Here is a 25,091-nt window from a genome sequence, read left to right as displayed (position 1 = left end):
GGCAGGCCCAAACAGGAGACCAGCCGATGACCGCAGAACAAGTCCATGTCCGCCGCGACGATCTGAGCAATGCCAGCCTGGTCGAAATCGGGCAGGGCGAGTTGGCCGATGGCGCGGTGCGGCTGGCAATCGAGAGCTTCTCGGTCACTTCCAACAACGTCACCTATGCAGTGGTGGGCGAGCAGGTCGGCTACTGGAATTTCTTTCCAGCCCCCGAAGGCTGGGGCATTGTGCCGATGTGGGGCCATGCGAAGGTGATCGAAAGCAAGTGCCCCGATATCGCGGTGGGCGAGCGGATCTATGGCTATCTGCCGATGGCGACGCATCTCGATGTGATCCCGGGCAAGGTCTCGGCCAGCGGCTTCACCGACATGACCCATTATCGCCAGCCGATGAGCCCGATCTACAACCAGTATGCGCGGCTCGCGGCAGACCCCGAGCACGATCCTGCGCACGAAGCCGAGCGGATGATCTTCGGCCCACTGTTCAAAACCGGCTTCCTGATCGAATATTTCATGCGCGCCAATGACTGGTTCGGGGCCGAGGCGGTGATCCTCACCAGCGCTTCGTCAAAGACCGCGCTAGGCCTTGCCAGCGTGGCGAAACTGAACTCGCCGGGGATCAGGCGTGTCGGCTTGACCTCGGCAGGCAATGTCGAGTTCGTCAAGGGCACCGGGCTCTATGACGAGGTGGTCGCCTATGGCGATGTCGGTTCGCTTGAGCAGGTGCCAAGCGTTTCGGTCGACTTTGCCGGAAATGGCGCGCTGCTGGCGCAAATCCACCAGCATATCGGCGAAAACCTCAAATATTCCTGCCTTGTCGGCGTGACGCATATTGACGATCGCCGCGGGCCGGTGGGCTCGGCTTCGGGGCTGCCCGGGCCAACACCCACGCTGTTTTTCGCGCCCGATCATGCAGTGGCGCTGTTCAAGGAACTGGGGCCGCAGGAAGCAGGCAAGCGCATGGCAGCCGCCTGGCACAGCTTCCTGCAAGCCGTGGAAGGCTCGGTCGAGATCGAGCGCCATCAGGGACTGGAGGCTGCGCGCCAGACCTATCTCGCAATGGTCGGCGGCACGGTCGATCCGGCCAAGGGAATCGTGATCGAGCCCTGACCCAGGCGCTCAGATATCGACGGCGATCTTGCCGAAATGCTTATTCGCCGCCTGATGGCGGAAAGCATCGGCCAGCTTTTCGAGCGGGAAATGGTCCGAGATCACCGGCTTGATGCCGTTGGCCTCGATCCCCGCGATCATGGCAAGCTGCTGCGCCCGGCTGCCCACGGTGAGCCCCTGCACGCGCAGGTTCTTCGCCATCAGCAGCGCGGTCTGCACCGGCCCTGCAAAGCCTGTCAGCACGCCGATCAGCGCGACATGGCCACCGACGCGCGTTGCCACCATCGACTGGTCGAGCGTGCCCGCACCGCCGATCTCTACCACGCAATCCACGCCGCGCCCGCCAGTGATCTCTAGCGCCTTGGCGCCCCAGGCCTGGACTTCCTTGTAATTGATCAGGTGATCCGCCCCAAGCGCCTGCAACCGTTCGAGTTTCTCGCCCGATGAGCTGGTCGCGATCACATTCGCCCCGGCCGCTTTGGCGAATTGCAGCGCGAAGATCGACACACCGCCGCTGCCCTGCACCAGCACGGTATCGCCCGGCTTGATCGTATTGTCGACGAACAGCGCTCGCCATGCCGTCAGCCCGGCGCAGGTGAGCGTAGCGGCCTCGGCATGGTTGTAGCCCTGCGGCACACGGGTGAACCAATGGGTGGGGGCAGTGATCGCCTGGCGCGCATAGCCATCAATCCCGTCGCCCGGCACGCGGGTAAAGGCGGTCTGCGGCGGCGCGCCGTCTATCCAGTTGGGAAAGAAGGTGCTGACCACCGCGTCGCCCACGGCAAATTCGCTCACACCTTCGCCCACTGCGGTCACTTCACCCGCGCCGTCCGACATCGGGATACGGCCCTGCGCGGCAGGGATCATGCCCATCACCACGGCATAGTCATGATAGTTGAGCGAGCTGGCCCGGATGCGAACGGTGATTTCGCCGGGGCCGGGGGCGAGGGCATCTTCCAGCTCGACCAGTTCGAGCGCTTCCAGGGTGGAGGGTGCGCTGCCCGTGCGGATCGCTTTCATTATTCCGCCGCCTCGGCCAGTTCCGTCCGCTGCGGCCCGCGGATCAGCCCGCCGGGCGCCGCGCCGGTCCATTTGCCGTCCCGGAAAGTAACGGTGCCGTTCTTGATCGTGGCGACATAGCCTTCGGCCTTCTGCAGCAGACGCTTGCCGCCTGCGGGCAAGTCAAACGCCAGCCACGGCTTGCCCAGCTTGAGCCGCTCCATGTCGATGATGTTCAGATCTGCCAGATAGCCGGGGGCCAGGATGCCCCGATCCTCCAGTCCGTAAAGCCGCGCGGTGTCACGGCACTGCCGCTTGATCGCGTTTTCCAGGCTGATGCGCGCGCCTCGCTTGCGATCGCGCACCCAGTGCTCGAGCATGAAGGTGGGGCTGGCCGCATCGCAGATGGTGCCGCAATGCGCCCCGCCATCGGAAAGCGAATTCACCGTATCTTCGCTATGCTGCAACGGCAGGAGGAACTCGAGATCGCCATCGGCATAGTTGAGGATCGGGAAGTAGATGAAGCCCTTGCCGCCATCCCGGCATAGCATGTCATAGGCATATTCCTGCGGATCGATACCGGCGGCGGTGCCGCGCGCCTGCACTGTGGCATCCTGCGGCGGTTCGTAATCGAAATCCTCGTCCATCTCGAACATCAGGCCCCAGCCATTGGTCAGTGCGAAGACCACTTCCCTGGTGTCCTCTGCTACCTCCGAATAATCGTTAGGTTCGGCCAGCAGCCTGGCCTTGAAGGCGGGATCGAGCAGCTTCGCCTTCTGTTCCGCCCAAGGCAGTTCCTTGATCGCCTGCCAGCTAGGGCGGAGCACAAAGGGGTGCACAGTGCCCTGCCACGCCATTATGATGCCGTTGCCACGCAAGGCGATCTGGGCAACGATATTGGCGCCGTTGTCATTTTGCGCGCGCATATTGGCGATCTGTTCATCCAGCGGCTGTTCCTTGGCGATCGATTGCAGTGCGGCGAAGGTGACGGGCAGGCCGGTTTCGCGGCTCAAATCGCCCATCCAATCGAACTCGTTCCATTCGCGGCGCAAATCGCTCGCCATTTCGAACACGCCATGGCCCGCACGGCCCATAGCGCGGCCCAGTTCCACCAGTTCTTCGGCAGTGGCTGTGGTACCGGGCACCAGCACGCCGTTGACGTCCTTGTGCAGCACGGTGCGGCTGGTGGAAAAGCCAAGTGCACCGGCGCGCACCCCGTCCTCCACGATCTGCGCCATCTGTGCGATGTCCTGTTCGGTGGGCACGGCACCAGGCTGTTCGCGCTCACCCAGTACATAGGCGCGCACCGCGCCATGCGGCACATGGGTGCCCACATCGACCGCGCGCGGGAGCTTTTCCAACGCGTCGAGATATTCGGGGAAGGTTTCCCATTCCCATGTGATCCCTTCGGCAAGGGCAGTGCCGGGAATATCCTCTACCCCCTCCATCAACTGGATCAGCCAATCATGCTTGTCAGGCTTGGCAGGGGCGAAGCCGACCCCGCAATTGCCCATAACCACGGTAGTAACGCCGTGCCAGCTTGAAGGGGCCATCTCCTGGTCCCAGGTCGCCTGGCCGTCATAATGGGTGTGGATGTCGACAAAACCGGGGGTCACGATCAGGCCGCTGGCATCGATTTCTTCCTCGGCATCCCCGGTCACCTGACCGACTTGCGCGATCAATCCACCCTTGATCGCGACATCGCCGGTAAAGCGCTCCGCTCCGGTGCCATCGACGATAGTACCGCCGCGGATAACAAGATCAAACATCGCCATTGGAGCTCTCCCATTTCTATTTGCAACCGACATAGCACAATCGATTGTGCGATGCTAAGTTCACAGAATGGATAGACAGGCGAGCTGGGCCCCTGCGCCCGGGAGCGGGATTTCGATCAACTGGATCGAAGCCAACGGGCTGAAATTCGAAGTCGCGGAGGCCGGGCAGGGCGACAGGCTGGCGTTGTGCCTGCACGGCTTCCCGGAACTGCATTACAGCTGGCGCCACCAGATGCCGCTGCTGGCGCAGTTGGGCTACCGCGTATGGGCTCCCAACATGCGCGGCTATGGTGGCACTACGCGGCCGCCCCGCATGCAGGATTATCGGCTCGAGACGCTGGCCGCCGATGTTGCTGCGCTGATCGATGCCAGCGGGGCCAAAGACGTGACGCTGCTGGCGCATGACTGGGGAGCGATCATCGCCTGGTACTTCGCGATCAGGCAACTGCGCCCGCTCTCGCGGCTGGTGATCATGAACGTGCCGCATCCGATGTGCGCGCGGCGCGAGTTGAAGAAATGGCGCCAGTTGCGCAAAAGCTGGTACATGTTCTTCTTCCAGATACCCGGGCTGCCCGAACGCATGCTGGGCCGGGACAATGCCGCCCCGATTGCGCGGATCTTTCGCGATTCCGCCGTCAACAAGGATCGCTTCACCCGCGAAGTGGCAGAACCCTATCGCGCCGCCGCGGCCCGGCCTGGCGCTCTGACCGCCATGCTCAATTATTACCGCGCTCTGTTCCAGACGCGAGATGCCCTGCAAATCGGTGACGGCATGGTGCATGTGCCCACGCTGGTGATCTGGGGCGAGCAGGATGTGGCGATCGACATCCATGTGCTCGATGGGATGGAGCAATATGTGCCCGAGCTCACCCTGCGCCGCTTTCCTGATGCCTCGCACTGGGTGCAGCAGGATATCCCCGACGAGGTCAACGCCGTATTGAGGGAGTGGCTACCGGCGGCTTAGTTTGCCGCACGGATCATCGCTGCAATGTCGACGAATTTCTCGCGCGGGGCGCCCGCGCGGGCGGCGCCCTCTTCGGCTTCCTCGATCTTCTTCCAGTCACGGAAGGTCACGATGTCGAGCCCGCGCGCGCTCGCCAGTTCGTCAAACCCCGCGCGCCCGCGCTTGTCTGCGCGGCCCAGCGCACCGCTGGCCATATCCTCCTCGATCTTGTCGACCACGCCGTAACCATCGGGCCGATTGGTGCCGATTGTGCCCGATGGCCCTCGGCGCGCCCAGCCCACGCAATAGATGCCGGGAAGGATGCGGCCCTCGTCATTGGCAAAGCGGCCCGCGCGCTCGTCAAACGGCACGTCGGGGATGTGCGCGGAGTGATAACCGATGCAGCTCACCACCAGATCGGCGGGCACATCATAGAATTCGCCCGTGCCGCTTGCACGGCCGGCCTCGACTGTGGTGCGTTCCACATTGATATGAGTGACGCGACCGTCATGGCCCTTGAAGGCGACCGGGCTGGCGAAGAAATCGATCTCGATCTCGATCGGTTTTTCGGCATGGATCGCCTCGGGGATTGCGGCAAAGCTGCGCAAATGCGTCACCGATTTGCGCAGGCCCGGCTCAAGCAGCGCATCTTCGGCTTCATCGGGCAGATCGACCCTGTCGACCCGCGGGCTGGCGCGGTCGAGCGCGGCAAGTTCGCCCAGTTCCTTGGGCGTCATCATGATCTGGTGCGGCCCGCGCCGGCCCAGGATGGCAATTTTCTGCAACTTGCTTTTCCGCAGCCGGTCGAGCGCATGGGCAACTATGTCCGCGCCGCCGAATTCTTCCTCGGTCTTGGCCAGGATGCGCCCAACATCAAGCGCGACATTGCCCATGCCGATCACTACGGCGTGCTTGCCCGAAAGATCGGGATCGAGCGCGGCGAAATCGGGATGGCCGTTGTACCAACCAACAAAGGCGGCGCTGCCGAAGATATTGCCCAGTTCCTCGCCCGCGATGCCCAGTTTGCGGTCATGCGGTGCGCCGGTAGCAATCACGATCGCGTCGTAAAATTGCTGCAGTTCGGGAATAGTTACGTGTTGGCCAACTTTAACATTGCCGACAAAGCTGACATTCTCGCTCAGTGCGACCTTTTCATAGCGGCGCGAGACGCCCTTGATTGACTGGTGATCGGGCGCAACCCCGGTGCGGATCAGGCCATATGGCACGGGCAGCATATCGAACACATCGATCCGCGCATCGTCTCCCCAGCGCTTTTGCGCTGCCTCGGCGGTATAATAACCCGCCGGTCCGGATCCGATTACTGCGATGTGCCGCATGGAATTCCTCTCCCCCTTGCGCGGCCAGCCTTGGCTCAGGCCGCTTCCGCCTCCGGTTCCGCATCCGGTTCATCCAGGAAGCGATGGATCGCCGCAATACACTCATCGCTGTGGCTGAGCAGGAACAAGTGGCCGCCGCCTCGCAGCACCAGCAATTCGCCATTGGGAATCAGCTTTTCCAGCAGCCAGCCATTGGTCAGCGGCACAATGTGATCTTCATCGCCCATCATGATCAGCGTTTTCTTGCGCATGAAGGGCAGCGCGGGCGCACTGGTCCAGCCAAGCATGGCGAGCAATTGGTAGAAATAGCCACGCGGCGAGGGCGGCTTGAGCCGGTGGATATGCTCCATCTTGTTGAGCGCCTTGCCCAGCGCGCCGCCATACAGCGTCTGGAAGTGCTCTTCCATGAAGGCGGCATCGATATAGCGCCGCGGATCGGCCATCTTGCTGAGCGAGGAGACATTGCCCGGGATCATTAGCATGCCCGCGCTGGTGGCTGCCAGGATCAGCCGGTGGGTGCGACCGGGATGCTGGATCGCGAAATGCTGCGCCATCGCGCCGCCCCAGCTGACACCCATCACATCGACCTGGCCGACACCCAATTTGTCGAGCAATTGCGTGGTTGTCCACGCCATGGTCCAGGCATTGTAGGGCACCACCGGTTGAGGTGACCCGCCGATGCCGGGCATGTCGAACATGATGAACCCGCGATCGGTCAATGCCTCGGCCAGCGGGGCCACCGCTTCGATATTGGCCCCGATGCCGTTGAAAAACAGGATCGGCAGATGGTCGCTGGGCTGGTCAAGCCGCCACGTGGCCACCCGCAGCTTGCGCCCGCCGACGGTTTCCATGCTGATGCGCGCATCGCGCATCGCTTCGTCGAGGGCTTCGTCAAGCACCTCCTCGCGTTTATCGGTCAACCGCGTTGTCCTGTCCTGCGGCCCCTTGTGCGGGGTCTCACTATCTTTCTTCCACTACGTAGAGACCGGGGGCCGGGTCCAGTGGTCGGTAGTCATCATTCCCCAGTTCCGTTGGTGCCGCCTTCTTCATGCCGGAGCGTTTCTGCACCCATTCCATCCAGAATGGCCACCAGCTGCCGGCTACTTCCTCGGTGCCTTCGAGCCATTCCTCCGCCGTTGCAGGCAGTTTGCCCTTCTTCTTCTGGACATAATATTTCGCCTTCGGGTTTCCCGGCGGGTTGAGGATCGCCTGCATATGGCCCGATTGCGACAGGACATAAGTGATGTCCTTCGACCCGAACAGCTGGGTCGAGCGATAGGTTGCCTTCCATGGGGTGATATGGTCGGTCACGCCGCCCAGGATGAACAGGTCGGAGGTCACCTTGCTCAGGTCGATCTTGTGCCCTGCCATTTCAACCTCGCCCTGCTTGGTGAATGCAAGCGTTTCGAACAGCGTCAGGAAATCCCCCATCAGGCTGGCGGAAAGATTGGTGGCGTCTGCGTTCCAGAACAGCACGTCGAACGCGGGTGGATCGGCGCCGAGCAGGTAATTGTTGATCACGTAATTCCAGATCAGATCATTGGGCCTGAGCCAGGCAAAGCCGCGCGCGAGATCGTCCGCCTTGATGATCCCGGCCTTTTCGGCGCGCTTGCGGGCCAGCTTCATCCCGTTCTCGGAGATGAGCGAGCCGGCTTCGATATCGAGCTGCTTGGGATGGAGCACGCACACCATCAGCGTGAGCGTGCCCAGCAGGTCACTCTTCTCGGCAGCTAGGCGCGAGGCCATCACGCTGGCGGTCTGCCCGCCCGAGCACCCGGCCGAGACATTGACCTTCTTCGAGCCGGTAATATTGCTGACCGCTTCCATCGCTTCGAGGCAGGAGGCGATGTATTCGTCCATCCCCCACACGCCCTGTTCCTTCGACGGGTTGCGCCACGAGATGACGAAGGTCTGGATGCCGTTGTCGAGCTGGTATTTCACCACCGATTTCTCGGGGCTGAGATCGTTGATGTACATCTTGTTGATCTGCGGCGGGATGGTGAGCTGCGGCACTTCGTAGACCTGATCGGTTGTCGGCGCGTAATGGATCAGTTCCATCATCTCGGTGCGCAGCACGACGGAGCCTTTTGACGTCGCGATATTCTCGCCCAGCTTGAACGGCCGCTTGTCGACCTGGCTGACCATTCCCTTGTTCTCGGTGATGTCCTTGTAGGCGTTCTGCAGTCCCTTGATCAGCGACAAGCCGCCACTGTCGATCACGCGCTTCTGCGCGGTTGGATTTCCTGCCAGCGTGTTGGTGGGGGCCAGGCTGTCGATGATGATGTTGGAGATGAAATTGGCGCGGTCGCGCTCAAGATCGTCAAGCTCCAGTTCCTGCAGCCAGTTGTGCATGCCCTTCTGGACGGCGAGGTAATATTGCGCGCCGGCGCGGAAGAAGGGATTGTATTGCCACGCCGGATCCATGAAGCGCTTATCCTTCGGATCGGGCTTCAATTCAGACTTGCCGGTCATGATCTTGACCATGTCCTCGCCCATCGACTGGGCGTGCTTCATTAGCCGCCTGGGATCAGATGCGCTTTCGCGCAGCAGCAGGGCCACCGCGCCCACAAAATCCTCGCGCGCAACGCCGATCAGCGGCCCGAGTGCGGAAGTGTGCTGCGCCGCTTCGTTTTCTAGCTTGGTGCCTTTGGCCATGGATGCCCCTCTTGGTCCGGCAGATGACTGATTTGATACAAGGATGCCGCTGTTGGACCCGCTTGGCAAGCAGTCTGAGCGAACGGCCAGATGGACTGGTTGCCCGGCCAAAGCAACGGCAGCGAAGCAAGCGCTATTGCTGGCAAGTGGTGGTTATTTGTTCGGTAAGTATTTTCCCGTATTTCAACTTCGTGCGACTTTGGATCGCACACGTTGAATTTATGGGGCCACCTCGATGAAGGGATTGCTTACACGGATTGACGCCGCGCGCAAAAGCGGACCTAATTTGCGCGAAAAGCAAGGCAATCTTGCCCCGATTGCCGAAGATGATGTCAAGCGCAGGATCGAGCTGCTCGACAGTTTCGAACAGGCGGGGCTCGGCTGGTTCTGGGCCAGCGATGCGCAGGGGCGGCTGATTTATCTTTCGGCGAATGCCATGGCGCGGCTGGGCCGCGAGCCGGGTGAGCTTATCGGGACGCTACTGAGCGACCTGTTCGTGTCGGAACAGGATCGCGAAGCCGAAAGTACGGAACGCCCATTCGCATTCTTGCTGGGCGCGCGCAATTCGATCTCCCAGCTTCCGGTCAAGGTGATCGCCAGTGACCGTAAACCGTGGTGGGAAATCGCCGGCAAGCCACATTTTGACAAGAATGGCGAATTCACTGGCTACCGCGGCAGCGCCAAGGACATTTCTGCCGTGCGCGAAAACCAGCGTGATGCAGCGCGGCTTGCGCAATATGATCCGCTGACCGGCCTGGCCAACCGCCACCGGATGCATAAGCGGCTCGACAAGATACTGACCGCCTATCGCAATTCCAAGCGTTCCTGTGCGCTGATCATGCTTGATCTTGATCGCTTCAAGCAGGTTAATGACACCTTGGGCCATCCGGCGGGCGACGATTTACTGAAACAGGTCGCGGGACGGCTTGGCCGGTTGTTCGACGATGATGTCGAAATCGGCCGGCTGGGCGGTGACGAATTCCAGATCATCCTGCCCGATTTGGACGACCGGGGCGAGCTGGGCGAACTCGCGCAGCGCATCATCCAGATGGTGTCGCAGCCCTATTCGCTCAACGGCTCGCGTGCGATTATCGGCACCTCGGTGGGGATCGCGGTGGCGCCTTATGACGGGATCGATACCGAAGAACTGGTCAAGGCAGCGGACCTCGCGCTTTATGCCGCCAAGGGTGGGGGCAGGGCGCAATATCGCTTCTTTTCCAGTGAGCTCAAGGACGGTGCCAGGCTGCGTCGGCAAATCGAGGAAGATTTGCGCGATGCGATCATGCGCAGCGAATTACGGATGGAATACCAGCCGATTGTTGATGCCAGGACGCACAAGGTGGCGTGCCTTGAGGCCCTGGTGCGATGGCCGCATCCTGAACGCGGGCGGATCTCTCCCGCGGCGTTCATCCCGGTTGCCGAAGATAGTGGGTTGATCAAGGAACTGGGCGAGTGGGTGCTTCGGGAATCCTGCCGCCAGGCGGTTGAATGGCCGGTTGAACTGCGGGTGGCGATCAATGTCTCCGCGATCCAGTTTGCCCGGGCCGATTTTCCCGAGACAGTCAAGCGCGTAATCAAGCAAACAGGGATTGCGCCAGAACGGGTCGAACTGGAAATCACCGAGAGTGTGTTCATGGGCGATCCCGAAGAAGTACAGCGTATTTTCAAGCGCTTGAAGGCAGTAGGTGTGCGCCTGGCGCTGGACGATTTCGGAACCGGTTACAGCTCGCTCAGCTATCTGCGCAAGGCGCCTTTCGACAAGATCAAGATTGATCAGAGCTTTGTGCGCGGTTCGCCCGAAAAGGGTAACAACAATTCCGCCATCATCGCGGCGATTGTCAGCCTGGCTGAAGCACTCGACATGGAAACCGTTGCCGAAGGGATCGAGACCAAGGATGAGTTGCAACTGGTAAAGCAGCGCCGGGCCACGCACCTCCAGGGCCGTATCTTCTCACTTTCTTTAGGCCAGGAAGAGCTGATCGAACGGCTCCAAACCGGTGAGCTGGTTTACGAACCGCGCGGCCCGGAGAAATACCGTTCCGAGCGCCGCACCGAATTCCGCCGCATCGGTCTTATCCACGATGACTATCGTTACCATGTGGTGTTGCGCAATCTTTCCAAGACCGGTGCGCTGATCGACGGGTTGCTCGATGTTCCCACAGGCACGCAAGTGGTGCTTGACCTTGGCGGCGGGCAGCTCGCTGTCGCTACCGTGACTCGCTCTGAAGGGTACAGCCAGGGGCTGGAGTTCGAAACCCCGCTGATCCGCGACGGGGCAGACGGGCTGTGCACAAGGCACCGTGTCTCGCCGTACCAGATCGAAGCTGCGGGCCGCCCGCTCGCAGCGCTGCCGCACGATGCCTATTCCGCCATGACCGGACTGTCTAAAGGCGGCGCTGGCCCGAAGGCGTTTATCGAGGCCGATATCACTTATCGCGATGTGGCTGCCTGAAGGCTGCAAGCGACCTATCGGTTCAGCCCATTAGGACAAAAATAACCAACCGGCTTTACAGCTTCGTAGGTGGCCAATCCGGCCAGTTTGCAGTGATGAAAGGAGAGCGGCTGCGTGGCCTTGAAGGGTCTCCTGTCGATTAGGAAAAACGGTGTTCTCGCCGCGATGGGTCTTGGCGGCAAGGATGCTCCCTCCATTGCGTCGGGCCATACTGGCTCGATTGCGCTTGGCGATACCGAGAAGCTCACCATGCTGGTCGAACTCGAACGTTCCGGCCTCGGCTGGTTCTGGTCGACCGATGCAGCAGGAAACCTGACCTACGTCAGCGAGGCAATTGCCGAACGGATCGGATTGCCGCTTGAGGAATTTATCGGCCAACCGCTTGTATCGGTATTCGAATCCAAGGATGGCGACGGGCGTACCCAGTCGCTGTCGCTCAAGATGGGCGCGCGCAAGCCCTTCTCCGGCTTTGCGGTCGCGCCGTCCGATGGCAATCGTGAGGTCGTCATCCGGTTGTCGGGACGTCCGGCAAGTTCCGATTCGGGCGTTTTCCTCGGCTTCCGGGGCACCGGCGCTGATATTACAGAAGAATACCACCGTGAGGAAGAAACCGCACGTCTGGCCCGCTTCGATTCGCTAACCGGCCTGTCGAACCGCCACCGCATGTCGCATTCGATCGAGACGACACTTACCGCGTTTCGCGCTGCCAAGCGCAATTGTGCCATTATGATGATGGACCTCGACCGCTTCAAGCAGGTCAATGACACTTTGGGCCATGCGGCGGGCGACGAATTGCTGAGGCAGGTCGCAAGCCGGCTCAAACGAGCGGTCGACAGGGATTGCGAGATCGGCCGGTTGGGCGGTGACGAGTTTCAGATCATGCTGCCCGACATGGATGACCGCGGCGAGCTGGGCGAAATCGCCTCGAAGATCATTGCCATGCTCACGCAGCCATATTCGCTCGACGAAGGGCGCTGTGTCATCGGTGCCTCCATTGGCGTCGCGGTTGCTCCGCATGACGGGGTGACCCGTGAAGAGATCAATCGTTCTGCCGATCTTGCGCTTTACGCCGCCAAAAACGGCGGGCGCGGGCAATTCCGCTTCTATTCGGGCGACCTCGCCAATGAAGCGATCTTCCGCCGCCGGCTTGAGGGTGACCTGCTCGAAGCGGTGCGTGAAGGCCAGCTGTTCATGCAGTATCAGCCGATTCTGTCGGTCGAGACACACAAGGTTGTCGGGCTGGAAGCACAGGTTTGCTGGAGCCATTCGCAACGCGGCGAGATCGATGCGGAAGAATTCCAGTCGATCGTGGAAAACTCCCCTCAGCTGATCGAGGTAGGCGAATGGGCGATTGCACGCGCCTGCGCCGAAGCAAGCGAGTGGCCCGCAACTTTGCGAGTAACGGTGAATGTGCCGGTAAAGCAATTCATGTCGAGTGGCTTTGTGGAGAGCATTCGCGATGCGCTGACAAAATCGGACCTCGATCCCTCGCGGCTCGAACTCGAAGTGAATGAATCGGTTTTCTTTGGTGACACCAATGTGGTGGACAAGACGCTGGGGCAGCTGTTCAAGCTCGGCGTGCGCTTGACGCTTGATGAATTCGGCACCGGATATTCTTCGCTTAGCTACCTGCGCCGCGCGCCGTTTGACAGTATCAAGATCGGCGAAGCAATCTGTACCCCCGGTCTCGAACGTGGCAGCCGCGAACACGGGCTGATGGTTGCCGTGGCCGCACTTGCCCGTGCGCTCAACATGACGACGATCGCTTGCGGTGTTGAAACCCTGGCGCAGCACAACGCGCTGAAGGATAGCGGCGTGGGCTGTGTTCAGGGGCCGCTCTATTCCGAAGCTGTCCGCATCGACGATGTGCACAAGCAATTGGCGAGCGGCGGGGCATGGTCGATCGAGCCGAGCGCAGACCATCTGGCGCGCGCGCGCCGCCGCACCGTGCTGCGCAAGATCCAGGTCATCCATGAAGACTATTCCTACGAAGTAACGCTGCGTAATCTCTCGCGTTCGGGCGCGTTGATCCAGGGCTTGGCCGATGTGCCGAATGGCACGCAGTTTGTGGTTGACCTGGGCGGAGGGCAGTTGGCTGTGGCCACAGTCGTGCGCAGCGCGGGGGATACCCAGGGACTGGAATTCGAGAACCCGCTGGTGGATGACGGTGCGGGCGGCCTGTGCACGCGGTATCGTGTCTCGCCCTACGAGCTCGCCGCTGCCGGTGCGCCGCTTTCTGCGCTGGCGCCCGGCGATTACAAGACCATGCAGGGCGGCGGGCTCAATTCGCCAACCAGCATTCCCAAATTCAGCTATGCGCCAGTGGGGTATTCCGACGCGGCCTGATTGGCGGGCTGGCGCGACCGCGCCGGATCGATGCGCGATTATAGTGGCTGACAGTCACCACGCTTGCCGCTAAGGGCGCGGGAAATGACTGACCTTTCAAAAATCCGCAATTTTTCGATTATTGCGCATATCGATCATGGCAAATCGACCCTGGCTGACCGGCTGATCCAGTTCACCGGCGGGCTGACCGCGCGCGAGATGAGCGAGCAGGTGCTCGACAACATGGATATCGAGCGCGAACGCGGCATCACCATCAAGGCGCAGACCGTGCGCCTCAACTACACCGCGAAGGATGGCGAGACCTACGAGCTCAACCTCATGGACACGCCCGGCCACGTCGACTTCGCCTATGAAGTCAGCCGCAGCCTTGCCGCCTGCGAGGGCGCGCTCCTCGTCGTCGATGCCGCACAGGGGGTGGAGGCGCAGACGCTCGCCAATGTCTATCAGTCGATCGAGCATGACCACGAGATCGTGCCCGTCATCAACAAGATCGACCTGCCCGCGGCCGAGCCTGACAAGGTCCGCGCCGAAATCGAGGACATCATCGGCCTTGACGCCAGCAACGCCGTGCTCACCAGCGCCAAATCCGGCATCGGCATCGAGGATGTGCTGGAGGCGATCGTCACCCGCATCCCGCCTCCCACGGGCGATCGCGACGCGCCGCTCAAGGCCAGCCTGGTTGACAGCTGGTACGATCCGTACCTGGGCGTGGTGATCCTGGTGCGCGTGATTGACGGGGTGCTGAGGAAGGGCCTGCAGGTCAAATTCATGCAGGGCGGCACGCAGCACCTGGTTGACCGGGTCGGCTGCTTCACCCCCAAGCGCACCGATCTGGCCGAGCTTGGCCCGGGCGAGATCGGCTTCATCACCGCGCAGATCAAGGAGGTGGAGCAGGCCCGCGTGGGCGACACCATCACCACGGTCAAGAACGGCGCGGCCCAGCCGCTCAAGGGCTACAAGGAAGTGCAGCCGGTGGTGTTCTGCGGGCTGTTTCCCGTCGACGCCGCCGATTTCGAGAAGCTGCGCGAAAGCATCGGCAAGCTGCGCCTCAACGATGCCAGCTTCAGCTACGAGATGGAAAGCTCCGCCGCGCTGGGCTTTGGCTTTCGCTGCGGCTTCCTGGGCCTGCTGCACCTGGAGATCATCCAGGAACGGCTATCCAGAGAATACGATCTTGACCTCATCACCACCGCGCCCAGCGTGGTTTACCGGCTCCAGCTTGCGCATACCAAGAACGAGAATGCCAAGACGATCGAGATCCACAATCCGGCGGACTGGCCCGATGTCAACCGGATCGATGTGATCGAAGAGCCGTGGATCAAGGCGGTGATTTACACGCCGGATGAATATCTCGGCGCGATCCTGAAGCTGTGCCAGGACCGGCGCGGCATCCAGACCGACCTGACATACGTGGGCGGGCGCGCGCAGGTGACCTACGAGCTGCCGCTGAACGAGGTGGTGTTCGATTTCTATGACCGGCTGAAGAGCATCTCCAGAGGCTATGCCAGCTTCGATTACGAGCAGATCGGCATGCGCGAGGGCGACCTGGTGAAGATGAACATCCTGGTCAATAACGAGCCGGTCGACGCGCTGAGCCTGATCGTGCACGCAGGCGTGGCGGAAGAGCGCGGGCGCGGCATGTGCGAGCGGCTGAAAGACCTGATCCCGCGGCACCTGTTCAAGATCCCGATCCAGGCCGCGATCGGCGGCAAGATCATCGCCCGCGAAACCATCGCCGCGCTGCGCAAGGATGTGACCGCGAAATGCTATGGCGGCGACATCACCCGCAAGAAAAAGCTGCTGGAAAAGCAGAAAAAGGGCAAGGCGCGGATGCGGGAATATGGCAATGTGAGCATTCCGCAGGAGGCGTTTATTGCCGCGCTGCGGATGGGCGAAGAGTAATCCTCCCCGGCACGGGGAGGGGGACCACCGAAGGTGGTGGAGGGGCACCCGCCGCTGGCCCTGGCTGTTTTTGACTCGCACTAAGACACTTAGACACGAAGCCCCCTCTTCTTCATAGGAGGGGGTTGGGGGTGGTGACTTACCTGATTCCTCCACGAAGCGGGGAGGGGGAATATCCTGAGCTTGTCGAAGGATGGTGGAGGGGCACCTAACCCCATTCGTCATCCCGGACTTGATCCGGGATCCATAACGCCTTGTGAACTGGCAGCGCCAAATTTTCTCTCGCAAAGCCGCAAAGACGCAAAGCACGCTCCGCTCGCGCTGAGCCTGTCGGAAGCGCAGCTGGGCGTAGTACCAAAATGAGGATGGGGGGAGTTGGCGCGCGCGATGAGGCTTGCCAAAACAATTAATATGCCTGATCTGTTTCAACCATGATACGTGAATGGGACATCAAACGGACAACCTTTTCGGTTGGCGATTTCCTTAGTTGGCAAAGAGCGTCCGCTTTGGAACTCAGTCCCAGCTTTCAGCGGCGCGCCGTTTGGACAAAACCGCAAAAGTCATATTTCGTCGACACTGTCTATCGCGGGCTACCTGTTCCCATCATATTTTTGCGTGAGCGTACCGACATCGACTCGCTCAGCACGATGCGAGAGGTCGTTGATGGGCAGCAGCGCTTGCGCACCCTCCTTTCATTTATTGATCCGGACTGCATTCCTGACCTCAAGGAATCGGACGATTTCACCGTTCGTAAGAAGCACAATAAAGATATACAGGGTAAGAAATTCGCAAGCCTTAGTAAGGATGCCAAGGAAAGGATAGTATCATATCAGTTTAGCGTTCATGTTTTGCCAAGTGATACGAGTGACTCTGAAGTACTAAGTATTTTTGCTAGAATGAATTCAACTGGTTCGAAGCTTAATGCACAAGAACTTAGGAATGCAGAGTACTTTGGAGAATTTAAAACAGCCTCTTATGATATCGCTCATGCGAATTTAGAGCGTTGGAGGAAATGGAAGATATTTAGTGAACAACAAATAGCTCGTATGAATGAAGTTGAGCTCACTAGTATTCTTTTTATACAGATCATGAGCGGTTTGTTTGAAAGAACTCAAAAAAACATCGATAGATATTATATCGAAAAAGACGATGATTTTACTGAGCAGGAAAAGGTTGTAAAAGAGTTTTCAGAGGTGATGGGCGCGATTGAAGAAGCTTTTGGGGATGCGTTGGCGCCAAGTGTTTACAGTAATACAGGGATGTTCATCCAGCTTTTTAATCTTGTGAGGCGGTTACGTGAGAAGAATGTTGCTCTGAGCAAGGCGCGTGCTCGGCGGATATTGGACGTCGGGGATCGTATCCGCGCTCGGGAAAATCTGCCTGAGAATGTATTGGTCGCATTGGCCAGCCGGTTCAACCGCCTCAGAAATCAGCAGACCGTCGCGGCATTTCTTTTCAACAATGCAGCCGAATGACCACCTTGTTGCGTTTCGCAACAAGATTCGGCGTAGCCGAGGGCTGCTCGCTCGTCAGGTTACCTTCCATGATAGCGGGCGGCTGCCGAAGACTGAGCTGGACTCGATTTTCGAGCTCGCTTTCCTCAACGCCTTCGTAGCCTTTGAGAACGAGCTTACTGAGCTACTAAAGACCAACTTGTTGCTGGCCATTGGTTCAAATGGGCGAGTGAGAAGTATGTTTGTCCCTTCAAACCGAGCAGACGCGCAAAGATTGCTCGTCGGCACACAGCGATACTTTCAGCTTCTTCCCGTGGAGCAAATGGAGAAGATCGCAAAAGTTTACCTTAAAGACGGAAGGCCATTCACCACACTTACTGCTTCGCAGAAGGACGCCATCTCCAAATCCCACGCGATTAGGAACCACATTGCCCACAACAGTCCCGATAGTAAACGAACATTCAAAAAACGGGTGCTCGATCACGTTACGCTTCCAAGTAATCGTCAGGCCGTTGGCTTCTATCTGAGAAGTTCGCTAACGAGTTCCCTTACGTACTTCGACCATCATTTGGCGGAATTGGGCGGGATAATGCGGTATCTATGCGAACAAACATGACGGCTTTAGAATTCCAGGGCCAGTATGAAAACTACTCCGCCACCTACTCAATCAACGCCAGCGCAGCCTTCGGGTCAGCATCGACCATCTCCAGCGCATCACCGCAATAATTCCCCAAATTCCGGCAAATTCCGGGGACAGGGAATTCCGGGGGCAGTATACTAATTACCTCGCCGCTCGCTCAATCAAATCCAACGCCGCATTGGGGAGCCCGCCTAATAGCCCAAGCAGTGTCCGCATCCGGCCTTCGTGACATGGCATCGTGATTTTCACAATGCCGGTGCATTCCGGGGACAGTTTACTCAATAAGCAAGGCTCCACCCCTAGCCCTCTCCCCTTGTGGAAGAGGGTTAGGGAGAGGGGGCGCCGCTTCGCGGCGAATTGTTGTTGGCCCCCTCACCTTCCGCGCCTGCGGCGCTCCTTCCTCTCCCGCGAGGGGAAAGGAAAATGGTCAATCCCACCCCTCATCCTTGAGCCGCCTGATCCCGTCCCATGGCTCGGGCGGGGGCGCTTTCTCAGGCGGCTGGGAATATTCGATATATTCGCGATTTTGTTTGCCTGGCCCCTCAAGCGCCGGGCGCGAGCCATCCGGCTCGCTTGGCTGCGCGCCATAAGGCGCGACGGGCGGTCGCCCTTTGGCAGCCTGCGGCTGCGTATCAGCACTTCCGGGCAGGCCCAGCGCGCGCAAATCCCTTTCCCGCAGCCGCTCATATTCCGCATGCGCGGCCCTGGCTTCGCTTGACAGAAGTTCCCACTCGCGAGCCCTCTGCGCGAGCACGGTTTGGCGCAATCGCTCCAGCTTCTCGGCGATGGACTTGCGGGCCTGCGCCGCATCCTCCACCTGCCGCTGCGGCAGCTGGGCCTCCCACTCCTTGCGCCACTGTTTCTTCAGCCGTTTGAGCTGTGCGCGGTCGAGCGCGTTCATGGCCTTGGCCCGCCCATCCGCAAAGCGATCCGGCGCGCGGTTCCTGAGCATGAACATCAGCAGCCGGTCATTATAGCTGGTGCGCATGCCGACGAGCTTGCCATAGGAATAGACCGGCACATCGACGCCGTTGAGCGCGCGCTCCATCGCGACGTCCTCGATCCGCTGCACGCCCAGCTGCAGCGCGGCCTCCCACGCGGCGCGAAAGCTTTCCGCACCGGGCTGGCGGCGCAGGTAATAGGCGCCGACGGTGCTCATGTTCACCGCCTTGCAGGCGGCGGCGACCGAGCCGGTGTCGGCCAGCGCCTCGATAAAGGCGCGCTGGCGCGCTTCGGTCCAGCCGTCATGGCGGCTCGTCTGGCGCGGGACAGGGGCAAATGGGGGCAGCTCGCCGGTGGGCACGGGCAAGCGGGCGGCGCGGGGATCGGCACGTCTCGTCATTGGCGAGCGTGGAGCACAAATTCGCCAAGTAGGAAAATGCGCGGGCGTGGGCGGCCGATGGCTCCGGTCAGACCGTGTTGCTGGACGCCATCGTGTCGCTGACCGTGGTCATCGTGGCCGAGATCTCGTTGCCGGTGGTTTCCAGCGCCACGATGATCGCAACCGCAATCAGCGCCGCGATCAGGCCGTATTCGATCGCGGTGGCACCCGTGTCGTCATTCCAGATTGCGTGCAGCATCGCTCCACTCCAGTTGCATTAACGTCCGATGCGACCCGGACGCAGGGCTCTTGTTGCGCCCATCATGGCGCGGGGCAGTTAACACGCGATGTTGCGAGGCTGGTTAACCTGATCGAAGGCATAAACCGGCGGGCAGGGACCAAGGCTGCGGAATATGCGCAGAACTTCACTTGGCGTTCAGCCGGGTGCTGGCTATAGGCTCTTCCCATGACGAGGATTTCGCGCGTGATCGCCTTCACTCCCAAGCCCATTATCGCAGCCGCGATGGCCGCAACCACCCTGCTGACCGCCGGATGCGGGGGCGGGGCAGGCTCTGCAAACGAAGATGTGGCCTATGTCGCGCGGGATGTGGAATCGCTTTACTGGGAGGCCAAGCGGCGGCTTGATCGCGGCAATACCAAGCTCGCGGCGGCGCTGTTTGACGAGGTGGAGCGCCAGCACCCCTATTCGCCCTGGGCGCGCCGGGCGCAGCTGATGAGCGCGTTCAGCTATTACGTCGCGCAGGATTACAACGCCGCGATCCAGAGCGCGCAGCGCTTCCTGTCGATCCACCCGGGCAACAAGGACGCGCCCTATGCCTATTATCTAGTGGCGCTGAGCTATTACGAGCAGATCAGCGATGTGCAGCGCGACCAGAAGATTACCGAGCAGGCGCGCACCGCGCTGCGCGAGGTCGACCGGCGCTTTCCCACCACTCAATATGCCGCCGATGCGCGGCTCAAGCTTGACCTGGTGAACGATCACCTGGCCGGCAAGGAAATGGAGATCGGGCGCTTATACCAGAAATCGGGCCTGATGCTGGCGGCGCAATTGCGCTTTCAGAATGTGATCGAGGAATTCGACACCACCAGCCATACGCCCGAAGCGCTGTTTCGCCTGACGGAAAGCAGCCTGGCGCTGGGCGTACCTAATGAAGCGGTGAAATATGCCGCTGTGCTGGGCGCGAATTATCCCGGCAGCAAATGGTATGAAAAGGCCTACAAGCTGATCGGCAAGCACGCCCCTGGTGTGACGGCCAGCTGAGCCGCGCATTACACGCCGTTTGCTCGCAGCGTATAATTCCACATCTAAGCTTTGCCATGGGCGGTGACTGGCGCTGCGCCATGCGCTAACACCTTCTGTGATGCTGACCCGGCTTTCGATCCGCAACATCGTGCTTATCGAAGCGCTTGACCTGGATTTCGGGCGCGGGCTGGGCGTGCTTACGGGGGAGACAGGCGCGGGCAAGTCGATCTTGCTCGATGCGCTGGGGCTCGTGCTGGGCGACCGTGCGGACAGCGCGCTGGTGCGCGGCGGTGAAAGCAAGGCGAGCGTCAGCGCCAGTTTCGAGTTCGCCAAATTGCCTGGCCCGGTGGCCGACACGCTTGAAGATGCCGATATCGAGATCGAGACGGGCGAGCCGCTGATCATCCGGCGCCAGCTCAAGGCAGATGGCGGCAGCAAGGCATTCATCAACGACCAGCCGGTGGGCGTGGCGCTGCTGCGCGAGATTTCGGGTGCGCTGGTCGAACTGCACGGCCAGCATGACGATCGGGGGCTGGTCAACCCGCGCGGCCATCGGGCGCTGCTCGATCGCTATGCCGGCACCGATACGGAAGGGCTGGGCGGTGCGTGGCGAGACTGGCGTGCAGCTGAAGACCGGCTGGCAGAGGCGCGCGCGGAAGTGGAGCAGGCCAAGGCCGATCAGGACCTGTTGATCGCCCACCTTGCCGAACTGACCGCGCTTGAACCGCAAGCGGGCGAGGAGGCCCGGCTGGCTGAAACCCGCTCAGCGATGCAGAAGGGCGAAAGGCTTAGCGGAGACCTGGAAGAACTGCGCCACATCTGGGACGGATCGGATTCGCCGCTGGCGAGCTTGCGGGTCGCGGCGCGGCGGCTTGACCGGATCGCGGGCGAACACCCGCTGCTGGCCGAGGCGCTTGCGGCGCTTGACCGCGCATTGGTGGAGGCGGGCGAGGCCGAAGACAAGCTTGGCGCCGCTGCCGAGGCGCTGGTGCATGATCCCGCCGCGCTCGATGCCGCCGAAACGCGGCTGTTCGAGCTGCGCGCGCTGGCACGCAAGCATCGCTGCGAGGTCGATGAACTGCCGCACAAGATGCGTGAGATGCGCCGCGCGCTCGACGCGATCGAAGGCGGCGAGGCAGAGCTTGACGCGCTGGAGATGTCCGCGCGCGAAGCAGGTGAGGCCTATCGCACGCTCGCCCAGGCGGTGCATGAGGCGCGGATCAAGGCGGCCAAGGCGCTTGACAAGGCAGTGGCAGCGGAGCTTGCGCCGCTCAAGCTTGACGCGGCGCGCTTCCTCACTTCGATCGGCAAGCTGCCACAGGACAAATGGGGCGCATCGGGGATCGACAGCGTCGAATTCCTCATTTCCACCAATCCGGGGGCCGATTTCGCGCCCTTGAACAAGATCGCCTCAGGCGGCGAGCTGTCGCGCTTCATCCTGGCGCTGAAAGTGGCATTGGCTGAACAGGGCGGCGCGGCGACGGTGATCTTCGACGAGATTGACCGCGGCGTGGGCGGCGCGGTGGCGAGTGCGATTGGAGAGCGGCTGGCGCGGCTGGCAGCTGGTGGGCAATTGCTCGCGGTGACGCACAGTCCGCAAGTCGCGGCGCGCGGAAATACGCATTACGTGATCGCCAAGTCATCCAGCGGCACGGTGACGAAGACCAGTGTGGCCCTGCTCGACAGTGCCGGGCGGCAGGAAGAGATCGCGCGGATGCTCAGCGGCGCAGAGGTTACGCCCGAGGCGCGCGCACAGGCGGACCGGCTGCTGGAGGGTGTTTAGGCACTGACTGGCGGTCGTGCTGCCCGCGGCTACTCCGATATTCGTCACCCCGGGCTTGACCCGGGGTCCCGCTTCACTCTTTCAAATCAGCCGCTCATAGAGGTCATCCCAGGCGGGATTGTTGCGCTCGACCATTTCGATTTTCCATGGACGACGCCAGCGCTTGATACGCTTTTCATGTGCAATGCAGTCATCGATGGTATCGCCGTGCTCGGCCCATACAAGCTTGGTCAACCCGTATCTTGCGCAAAAATCCGAACCTTTCCCGCTACGGTGTTGATGGATACGCGCTGCCAGATCAGCCGTTAGTCCAACATAGAGTGTTCCGCGATAACGGTCCGCCATGATGTAGACCCAACCGCCATACTTCTCGCGATCCATGGCGATAAGGAATAGAAAGCGGGACCCCGGGTCAAGCCCGGGGTGACGGGTATGGGAATAGCGTCCGCCCACACCCATTTTCTGACCTAGTCCTCGCGCATACTCAGATAGATCAGCGTCATCATGGCCATTGCGCCATATATCCATGAGCCATCGAACGGGCCCTGGCCCAATGGCATTTGCCATAGTTGATATCCGGCGATGGCCACACCCTGAAACAGTCCCCACCAGTTCACCACTGCGGCGCCCATGGCGATCTTCGCCCATTTCTTGCCTGCCTCGAAATCGGCGGCATCGGCCGCTCGCAGCGACCACAGCTTCCATGCGCCGAACAGGCCGCCAATTCCTGCCACCAGTTCCAGCGAGAATACCAAGACCATAGCTATCACGATCAGGAATTTTGGCGGAACCGGCAGCAGTGTGACCGGATAGGCTTCCTGATCGGCGTGGCTGGTGGTGTAGATGAAGAAGTCGAAGGCCTGCTGCAAATTTGCGAAATTGTGCGCAACATAGAGCAGCGCCATCAAGGCAACGCTTGCGGTGATTACGGATTTCAGAACGCGGTCGATCATCGGTATCCCCCTCAAAAGCCAAATGACCCGGTGCGACCCGATGGCGCGGGCTTTTCCCCGCGCAACGTCTCATGCATAGCGTAATCCATGGGAATCGAGCAAATCTCCGAAGCTGAAGCCGCCAATGAGCTGATGCGGCTGGCCAAGGCAATTGCGCATCACGACCAGCTCTATCATGCGGAAGACTCGCCCGAGATCAGCGACCCGGAATATGATGCGCTGGTGCGCCGCAATGCCGAGCTGGAGGAGGCGTTCCCGCATCTGGTGCGGGAGGATTCGCCGTCCCGCAAGGTTGGCCATGCGGTGGCCTCTTCGCCCTTGAGCAAGGTGACGCACGAGGTTCGCATGATGAGCCTCGACAATGCCTTTGCCGCTGATGAAGTGCGCGATTGGGTGGCGCGGGTGCGGCGGTTCCTGTCGCTGCCCGAAAGCGAGCCGGTGGCGATTACTGCCGAAGACAAGATTGACGGCCTGTCCTGCTCGCTGCGCTATGAGCGCGGAAAGCTGGTGCGCGCGGCGACGCGCGGTGACGGGCAGGTGGGCGAGGATGTGACCGCCAATGTGCGGCATATCGCCGACATTCCGCAGCAATTGGCGGGCGAAGGTGTGCCTGATGTGTTCGAGGTGCGCGGCGAAGTTTACATGTCCAAACAGGACTTTGCTGCGCTCAATGCTGCGCAGCAGGAGGCGGGCGGCAAGCTGTTCGCCAATCCCCGCAACGCGGCAGCGGGATCGCTGCGGCAGAAGGATGCCGGCGTCACCGCGCAGCGGCCCTTGCGCTTCTGGGCCTATGGCTGGGGGGCGGCGAGCGAGGTTCCCGGCAAGACGCAGCACGAGGTGATGCGGCGCATCGAGAGCTGGGGCTTTCCCGTCTCGCCCTTCCTGGCGGTGGTCAGTGATGTCGAGGCCATGCTGGCGCATTATGCGGAGATTGGCCGCAAGCGGCCCGATCTGCCCTATGAAATTGACGGCGTGGTCTACAAGGTTGACCGGCTCGACTGGCAGGCGCGGCTCGGCTTCGTGGCCAAGGCGCCGCGCTGGGCACTGGCGCATAAATTCCCCGCCGAACAGGCTGAAACCGCGCTGGAAGCCATCGATATCCAGGTGGGGCGAACCGGCAAGCTTACCCCCGTCGGGCGGCTCGCCCCGGTGATGGTGGGCGGGGTTACGGTGACCAATGTCACGCTTCACAATCGCGACGAGATCGCGCGACTGGGTGTGCGCCCCGGCGACCGGGTGCTGGTCCAGCGCGCGGGCGACGTCATCCCGCAGGTAGTGCGCAACCTTACCCCGGATGCAGAGCGTGCGCCCTTCCTGTTCCCCGATCACTGCCCCGACTGCGGCAGCGAAGCGGTGGCGGAAGAGGGCGAGGTTGACGTGCGCTGCACCGGCGGGCTGATCTGCCCGGCGCAGCGGACCGAGCGGCTCAAGCATTTCGTAAGCCGCAAGGCGCTGGACATCGAAGGATTGGGCGAGAAAACCATCGACCAGTTCTTCCACAAAGGCTGGCTTGAGAGCCCGGCCGATATCTTCCGGTTGAAGGACCGCCGCGAGGAGATCCTTGCGCTGGAAGGCTGGCAGGACAAGTCTGTGGATAATCTGTTGGCTTCTGTGGATAACAAACGCGAGCCCGATGCTGCGCGGCTGCTGTTCGGGCTGGGCATCCGCCACGTCGGCGAAGTGACCGCGCGCGATCTGATGAGGAATTTCCATGAGCTGCCCGCATTGCGTGCCGCCGCGGAAAGTGCGCGTGAGGGTGACGATGAAGCGCTGGCCGAGATCACCTCGATCGATGGTGTCGGCGGCGCGGTAGTCGAGGCGCTGGGCGATTTCTTCCATGAGCCGCACAATGTCGCGGTGTGGGAAGACCTGCTGGGCCTCGTGCGTCCGCCGCCCTATGTCGTGGAAACGCTCGATTCTCCCGTGGCCGGCAAGACCGTGGTGTTCACCGGCAAGCTCGAAACCATGAGCCGCGACGAGGCCAAGGCGCAGGCCGAACGGCTTGGCGCGAAGGCAGCGGGATCGGTCAGCGCCAAAACCGATCTGGTGGTGGCCGGGCCGGGGGCGGGCAGCAAGCTCAAGAAGGCGGCCGAACTGGGGATCGAAGTGATCGACGAGGCGGGCTGGGCGCAAATCGTGGCGCAGGCGGGGTAGG

At 61.1% G+C, this 25,091-nt stretch carries 18 protein-coding genes; 9 read left to right on the top strand and 9 right to left on the bottom strand.

From position 1 onward, the window contains the following. The first annotated feature begins 26 nt into the window (after window positions 1-26). The gene (locus ACX2DJ_RS10115) at window positions 27-1,112 is read left to right on the top strand and encodes a DUF2855 family protein (RefSeq protein ID WP_462572395.1); all 1,086 of its coding nucleotides are present in this window, start codon (window positions 27-29) and stop codon (window positions 1,110-1,112) included. A 9-nt stretch (window positions 1,113-1,121) separates the two neighbouring features. Here the strand turns inward: ACX2DJ_RS10115 and ACX2DJ_RS10110 are convergent, their stop codons facing one another. Then, window positions 1,122-2,132, bottom strand: a complete 1,011-nt coding sequence (locus ACX2DJ_RS10110) for a zinc-dependent alcohol dehydrogenase family protein (protein WP_462572394.1) — start codon at window positions 2,130-2,132, stop codon at window positions 1,122-1,124. Beyond that, window positions 2,132-3,886, bottom strand: a complete 1,755-nt coding sequence (locus ACX2DJ_RS10105; protein WP_462572393.1) for an N-acyl-D-amino-acid deacylase family protein — start codon at window positions 3,884-3,886, stop codon at window positions 2,132-2,134. Before ACX2DJ_RS10105 ends, ACX2DJ_RS10110 begins: the two co-directional genes overlap by 1 nt. Window positions 3,887-3,953: 67 nt before the next feature. Here ACX2DJ_RS10105 and ACX2DJ_RS10100 point away from each other — a divergent pair, with 67 nt between their 5' ends. After that, window positions 3,954-4,850 (top strand): alpha/beta fold hydrolase, encoded by an 897-nt coding sequence (locus tag ACX2DJ_RS10100; protein WP_462572392.1) that lies wholly within the window; start codon window positions 3,954-3,956, stop codon window positions 4,848-4,850. Here the strand turns inward: ACX2DJ_RS10100 and ACX2DJ_RS10095 are convergent. The 3 genes from ACX2DJ_RS10095 to ACX2DJ_RS10085 are packed head-to-tail and all read right to left on the bottom strand — an operon-like array spanning window position 4,847 to window position 8,821. Further along, window positions 4,847-6,166: an FAD-dependent oxidoreductase gene (locus ACX2DJ_RS10095; RefSeq protein WP_462572391.1), complete on the bottom strand. Its 1,320-nt coding sequence runs from the start codon at window positions 6,164-6,166 to the stop codon at window positions 4,847-4,849. The genes ACX2DJ_RS10100 and ACX2DJ_RS10095 overlap by 4 nt on opposite strands. 35 nt (window positions 6,167-6,201) lie before the next feature. Next, window positions 6,202-7,086, bottom strand: a complete 885-nt coding sequence (locus tag ACX2DJ_RS10090; protein ID WP_462572390.1) for an alpha/beta fold hydrolase — start codon at window positions 7,084-7,086, stop codon at window positions 6,202-6,204. Between the two features lie 40 nt (window positions 7,087-7,126). Then, on the bottom strand, window positions 7,127-8,821 hold the full coding sequence (locus ACX2DJ_RS10085; RefSeq protein ID WP_462572388.1) for a PHA/PHB synthase family protein: 1,695 nt from the start codon (window positions 8,819-8,821) through the stop codon (window positions 7,127-7,129). A gap of 235 nt (window positions 8,822-9,056) precedes the next feature. On the opposite strand from ACX2DJ_RS10085, the gene ACX2DJ_RS10080 reads away from it, so the two are divergent. The 4 genes from ACX2DJ_RS10080 to ACX2DJ_RS10065 all read left to right on the top strand — a co-directional run bounded on the left by ACX2DJ_RS10080 (window position 9,057) and on the right by ACX2DJ_RS10065 (window position 16,996). Then, on the top strand, window positions 9,057-11,273 hold the full coding sequence (locus tag ACX2DJ_RS10080; protein WP_462572387.1) for a putative bifunctional diguanylate cyclase/phosphodiesterase: 2,217 nt from the start codon (window positions 9,057-9,059) through the stop codon (window positions 11,271-11,273). Between the two features lie 114 nt (window positions 11,274-11,387). After that, on the top strand, window positions 11,388-13,619 hold the full coding sequence (locus ACX2DJ_RS10075) for an EAL domain-containing protein (protein ID WP_462572386.1): 2,232 nt from the start codon (window positions 11,388-11,390) through the stop codon (window positions 13,617-13,619). Window positions 13,620-13,703: 84 nt separating this feature from the next. Next, window positions 13,704-15,521 (top strand): translation elongation factor 4, encoded by a 1,818-nt coding sequence (gene lepA / locus ACX2DJ_RS10070; RefSeq protein WP_462572385.1) that lies wholly within the window; start codon window positions 13,704-13,706, stop codon window positions 15,519-15,521. Between the two features lie 431 nt (window positions 15,522-15,952). Beyond that, complete coding sequence (locus ACX2DJ_RS10065) at window positions 15,953-16,996, top strand: GmrSD restriction endonuclease domain-containing protein (RefSeq protein ID WP_462572384.1); 1,044 nt, start codon at window positions 15,953-15,955, stop codon at window positions 16,994-16,996. A gap of 1,046 nt (window positions 16,997-18,042) precedes the next feature. Here the strand turns inward: ACX2DJ_RS10065 and ACX2DJ_RS10060 are convergent. Both ACX2DJ_RS10060 and ACX2DJ_RS10055 read right to left on the bottom strand, forming a co-directional pair. Next, window positions 18,043-18,957 carry a hypothetical protein gene (locus ACX2DJ_RS10060; protein ID WP_462572383.1) on the bottom strand — a complete coding sequence of 305 codons (915 nt, stop codon included), beginning with the start codon at window positions 18,955-18,957 and terminating at the stop codon, window positions 18,043-18,045. Window positions 18,958-19,024: 67 nt separating this feature from the next. Further along, window positions 19,025-19,195, bottom strand: a complete 171-nt coding sequence (locus ACX2DJ_RS10055) for a Flp family type IVb pilin (protein WP_462572381.1) — start codon at window positions 19,193-19,195, stop codon at window positions 19,025-19,027. Window positions 19,196-19,402: 207 nt separating this feature from the next. Between ACX2DJ_RS10055 and ACX2DJ_RS10050 the strand changes: the two genes are divergently transcribed. Both ACX2DJ_RS10050 and recN read left to right on the top strand, forming a co-directional pair. Beyond that, complete coding sequence (locus ACX2DJ_RS10050) at window positions 19,403-20,218, top strand: outer membrane protein assembly factor BamD (RefSeq protein ID WP_462572380.1); 816 nt, start codon at window positions 19,403-19,405, stop codon at window positions 20,216-20,218. A 100-nt stretch (window positions 20,219-20,318) separates the two neighbouring features. Next, complete coding sequence (gene recN, locus ACX2DJ_RS10045) at window positions 20,319-21,983, top strand: DNA repair protein RecN (RefSeq protein ID WP_462572379.1); 1,665 nt, start codon at window positions 20,319-20,321, stop codon at window positions 21,981-21,983. An 81-nt stretch (window positions 21,984-22,064) separates the two neighbouring features. On the opposite strand, the gene ACX2DJ_RS10040 is transcribed toward recN, so the two are convergent. Beyond that, the gene (locus tag ACX2DJ_RS10040; RefSeq protein ID WP_462572378.1) at window positions 22,065-22,364 is read right to left on the bottom strand and encodes a GIY-YIG nuclease family protein; all 300 of its coding nucleotides are present in this window, start codon (window positions 22,362-22,364) and stop codon (window positions 22,065-22,067) included. A gap of 86 nt (window positions 22,365-22,450) precedes the next feature. Then, entirely contained in the window at window positions 22,451-22,936 is a 486-nt protein-coding gene (locus tag ACX2DJ_RS10035; RefSeq protein ID WP_462572377.1) for a DUF2165 family protein, read from the bottom strand. An 87-nt stretch (window positions 22,937-23,023) separates the two neighbouring features. Between ACX2DJ_RS10035 and ligA the strand changes: the two genes are divergently transcribed. Then, window positions 23,024-25,090: an NAD-dependent DNA ligase LigA gene (gene ligA, locus ACX2DJ_RS10030; RefSeq protein ID WP_462572376.1), complete on the top strand. Its 2,067-nt coding sequence runs from the start codon at window positions 23,024-23,026 to the stop codon at window positions 25,088-25,090. The last annotated feature ends 1 nt before the right edge of the window (window position 25,091 follow it).

This window comes from Altererythrobacter chaiwopuensis, assembly GCF_054957755.1.
This window is presented reverse-complemented; position numbering and strand designations above follow the sequence as displayed.

Coding starts and splice junctions, on each gene's coding strand:
- ACX2DJ_RS10115 (WP_462572395.1), top strand. CDS start 27: ATGACCGCAGAACAAGTCCATGTCCGCCGCGACGATCTGAGCAATGCC.
- ACX2DJ_RS10110 (WP_462572394.1), bottom strand. CDS start 2,132: ATGAAAGCGATCCGCACGGGCAGCGCACCCTCCACCCTGGAAGCGCTC.
- ACX2DJ_RS10105 (WP_462572393.1), bottom strand. CDS start 3,886: ATGGCGATGTTTGATCTTGTTATCCGCGGCGGTACTATCGTCGATGGC.
- ACX2DJ_RS10100 (WP_462572392.1), top strand. CDS start 3,954: ATGGATAGACAGGCGAGCTGGGCCCCTGCGCCCGGGAGCGGGATTTCG.
- ACX2DJ_RS10095 (WP_462572391.1), bottom strand. CDS start 6,166: ATGCGGCACATCGCAGTAATCGGATCCGGACCGGCGGGTTATTATACC.
- ACX2DJ_RS10085 (WP_462572388.1), bottom strand. CDS start 8,821: ATGGCCAAAGGCACCAAGCTAGAAAACGAAGCGGCGCAGCACACTTCC.
- ACX2DJ_RS10080 (WP_462572387.1), top strand. CDS start 9,057: ATGAAGGGATTGCTTACACGGATTGACGCCGCGCGCAAAAGCGGACCT.
- lepA (WP_462572385.1), top strand. CDS start 13,704: ATGACTGACCTTTCAAAAATCCGCAATTTTTCGATTATTGCGCATATC.
- ACX2DJ_RS10065 (WP_462572384.1), top strand. CDS start 15,953: ATGATACGTGAATGGGACATCAAACGGACAACCTTTTCGGTTGGCGAT.
- ACX2DJ_RS10060 (WP_462572383.1), bottom strand. CDS start 18,957: ATGACGAGACGTGCCGATCCCCGCGCCGCCCGCTTGCCCGTGCCCACC.
- ACX2DJ_RS10055 (WP_462572381.1), bottom strand. CDS start 19,195: ATGCTGCACGCAATCTGGAATGACGACACGGGTGCCACCGCGATCGAA.
- ACX2DJ_RS10050 (WP_462572380.1), top strand. CDS start 19,403: ATGACGAGGATTTCGCGCGTGATCGCCTTCACTCCCAAGCCCATTATC.
- recN (WP_462572379.1), top strand. CDS start 20,319: ATGCTGACCCGGCTTTCGATCCGCAACATCGTGCTTATCGAAGCGCTT.
- ACX2DJ_RS10040 (WP_462572378.1), bottom strand. CDS start 22,364: ATGGATCGCGAGAAGTATGGCGGTTGGGTCTACATCATGGCGGACCGT.
- ACX2DJ_RS10035 (WP_462572377.1), bottom strand. CDS start 22,936: ATGATCGACCGCGTTCTGAAATCCGTAATCACCGCAAGCGTTGCCTTG.
- ligA (WP_462572376.1), top strand. CDS start 23,024: ATGGGAATCGAGCAAATCTCCGAAGCTGAAGCCGCCAATGAGCTGATG.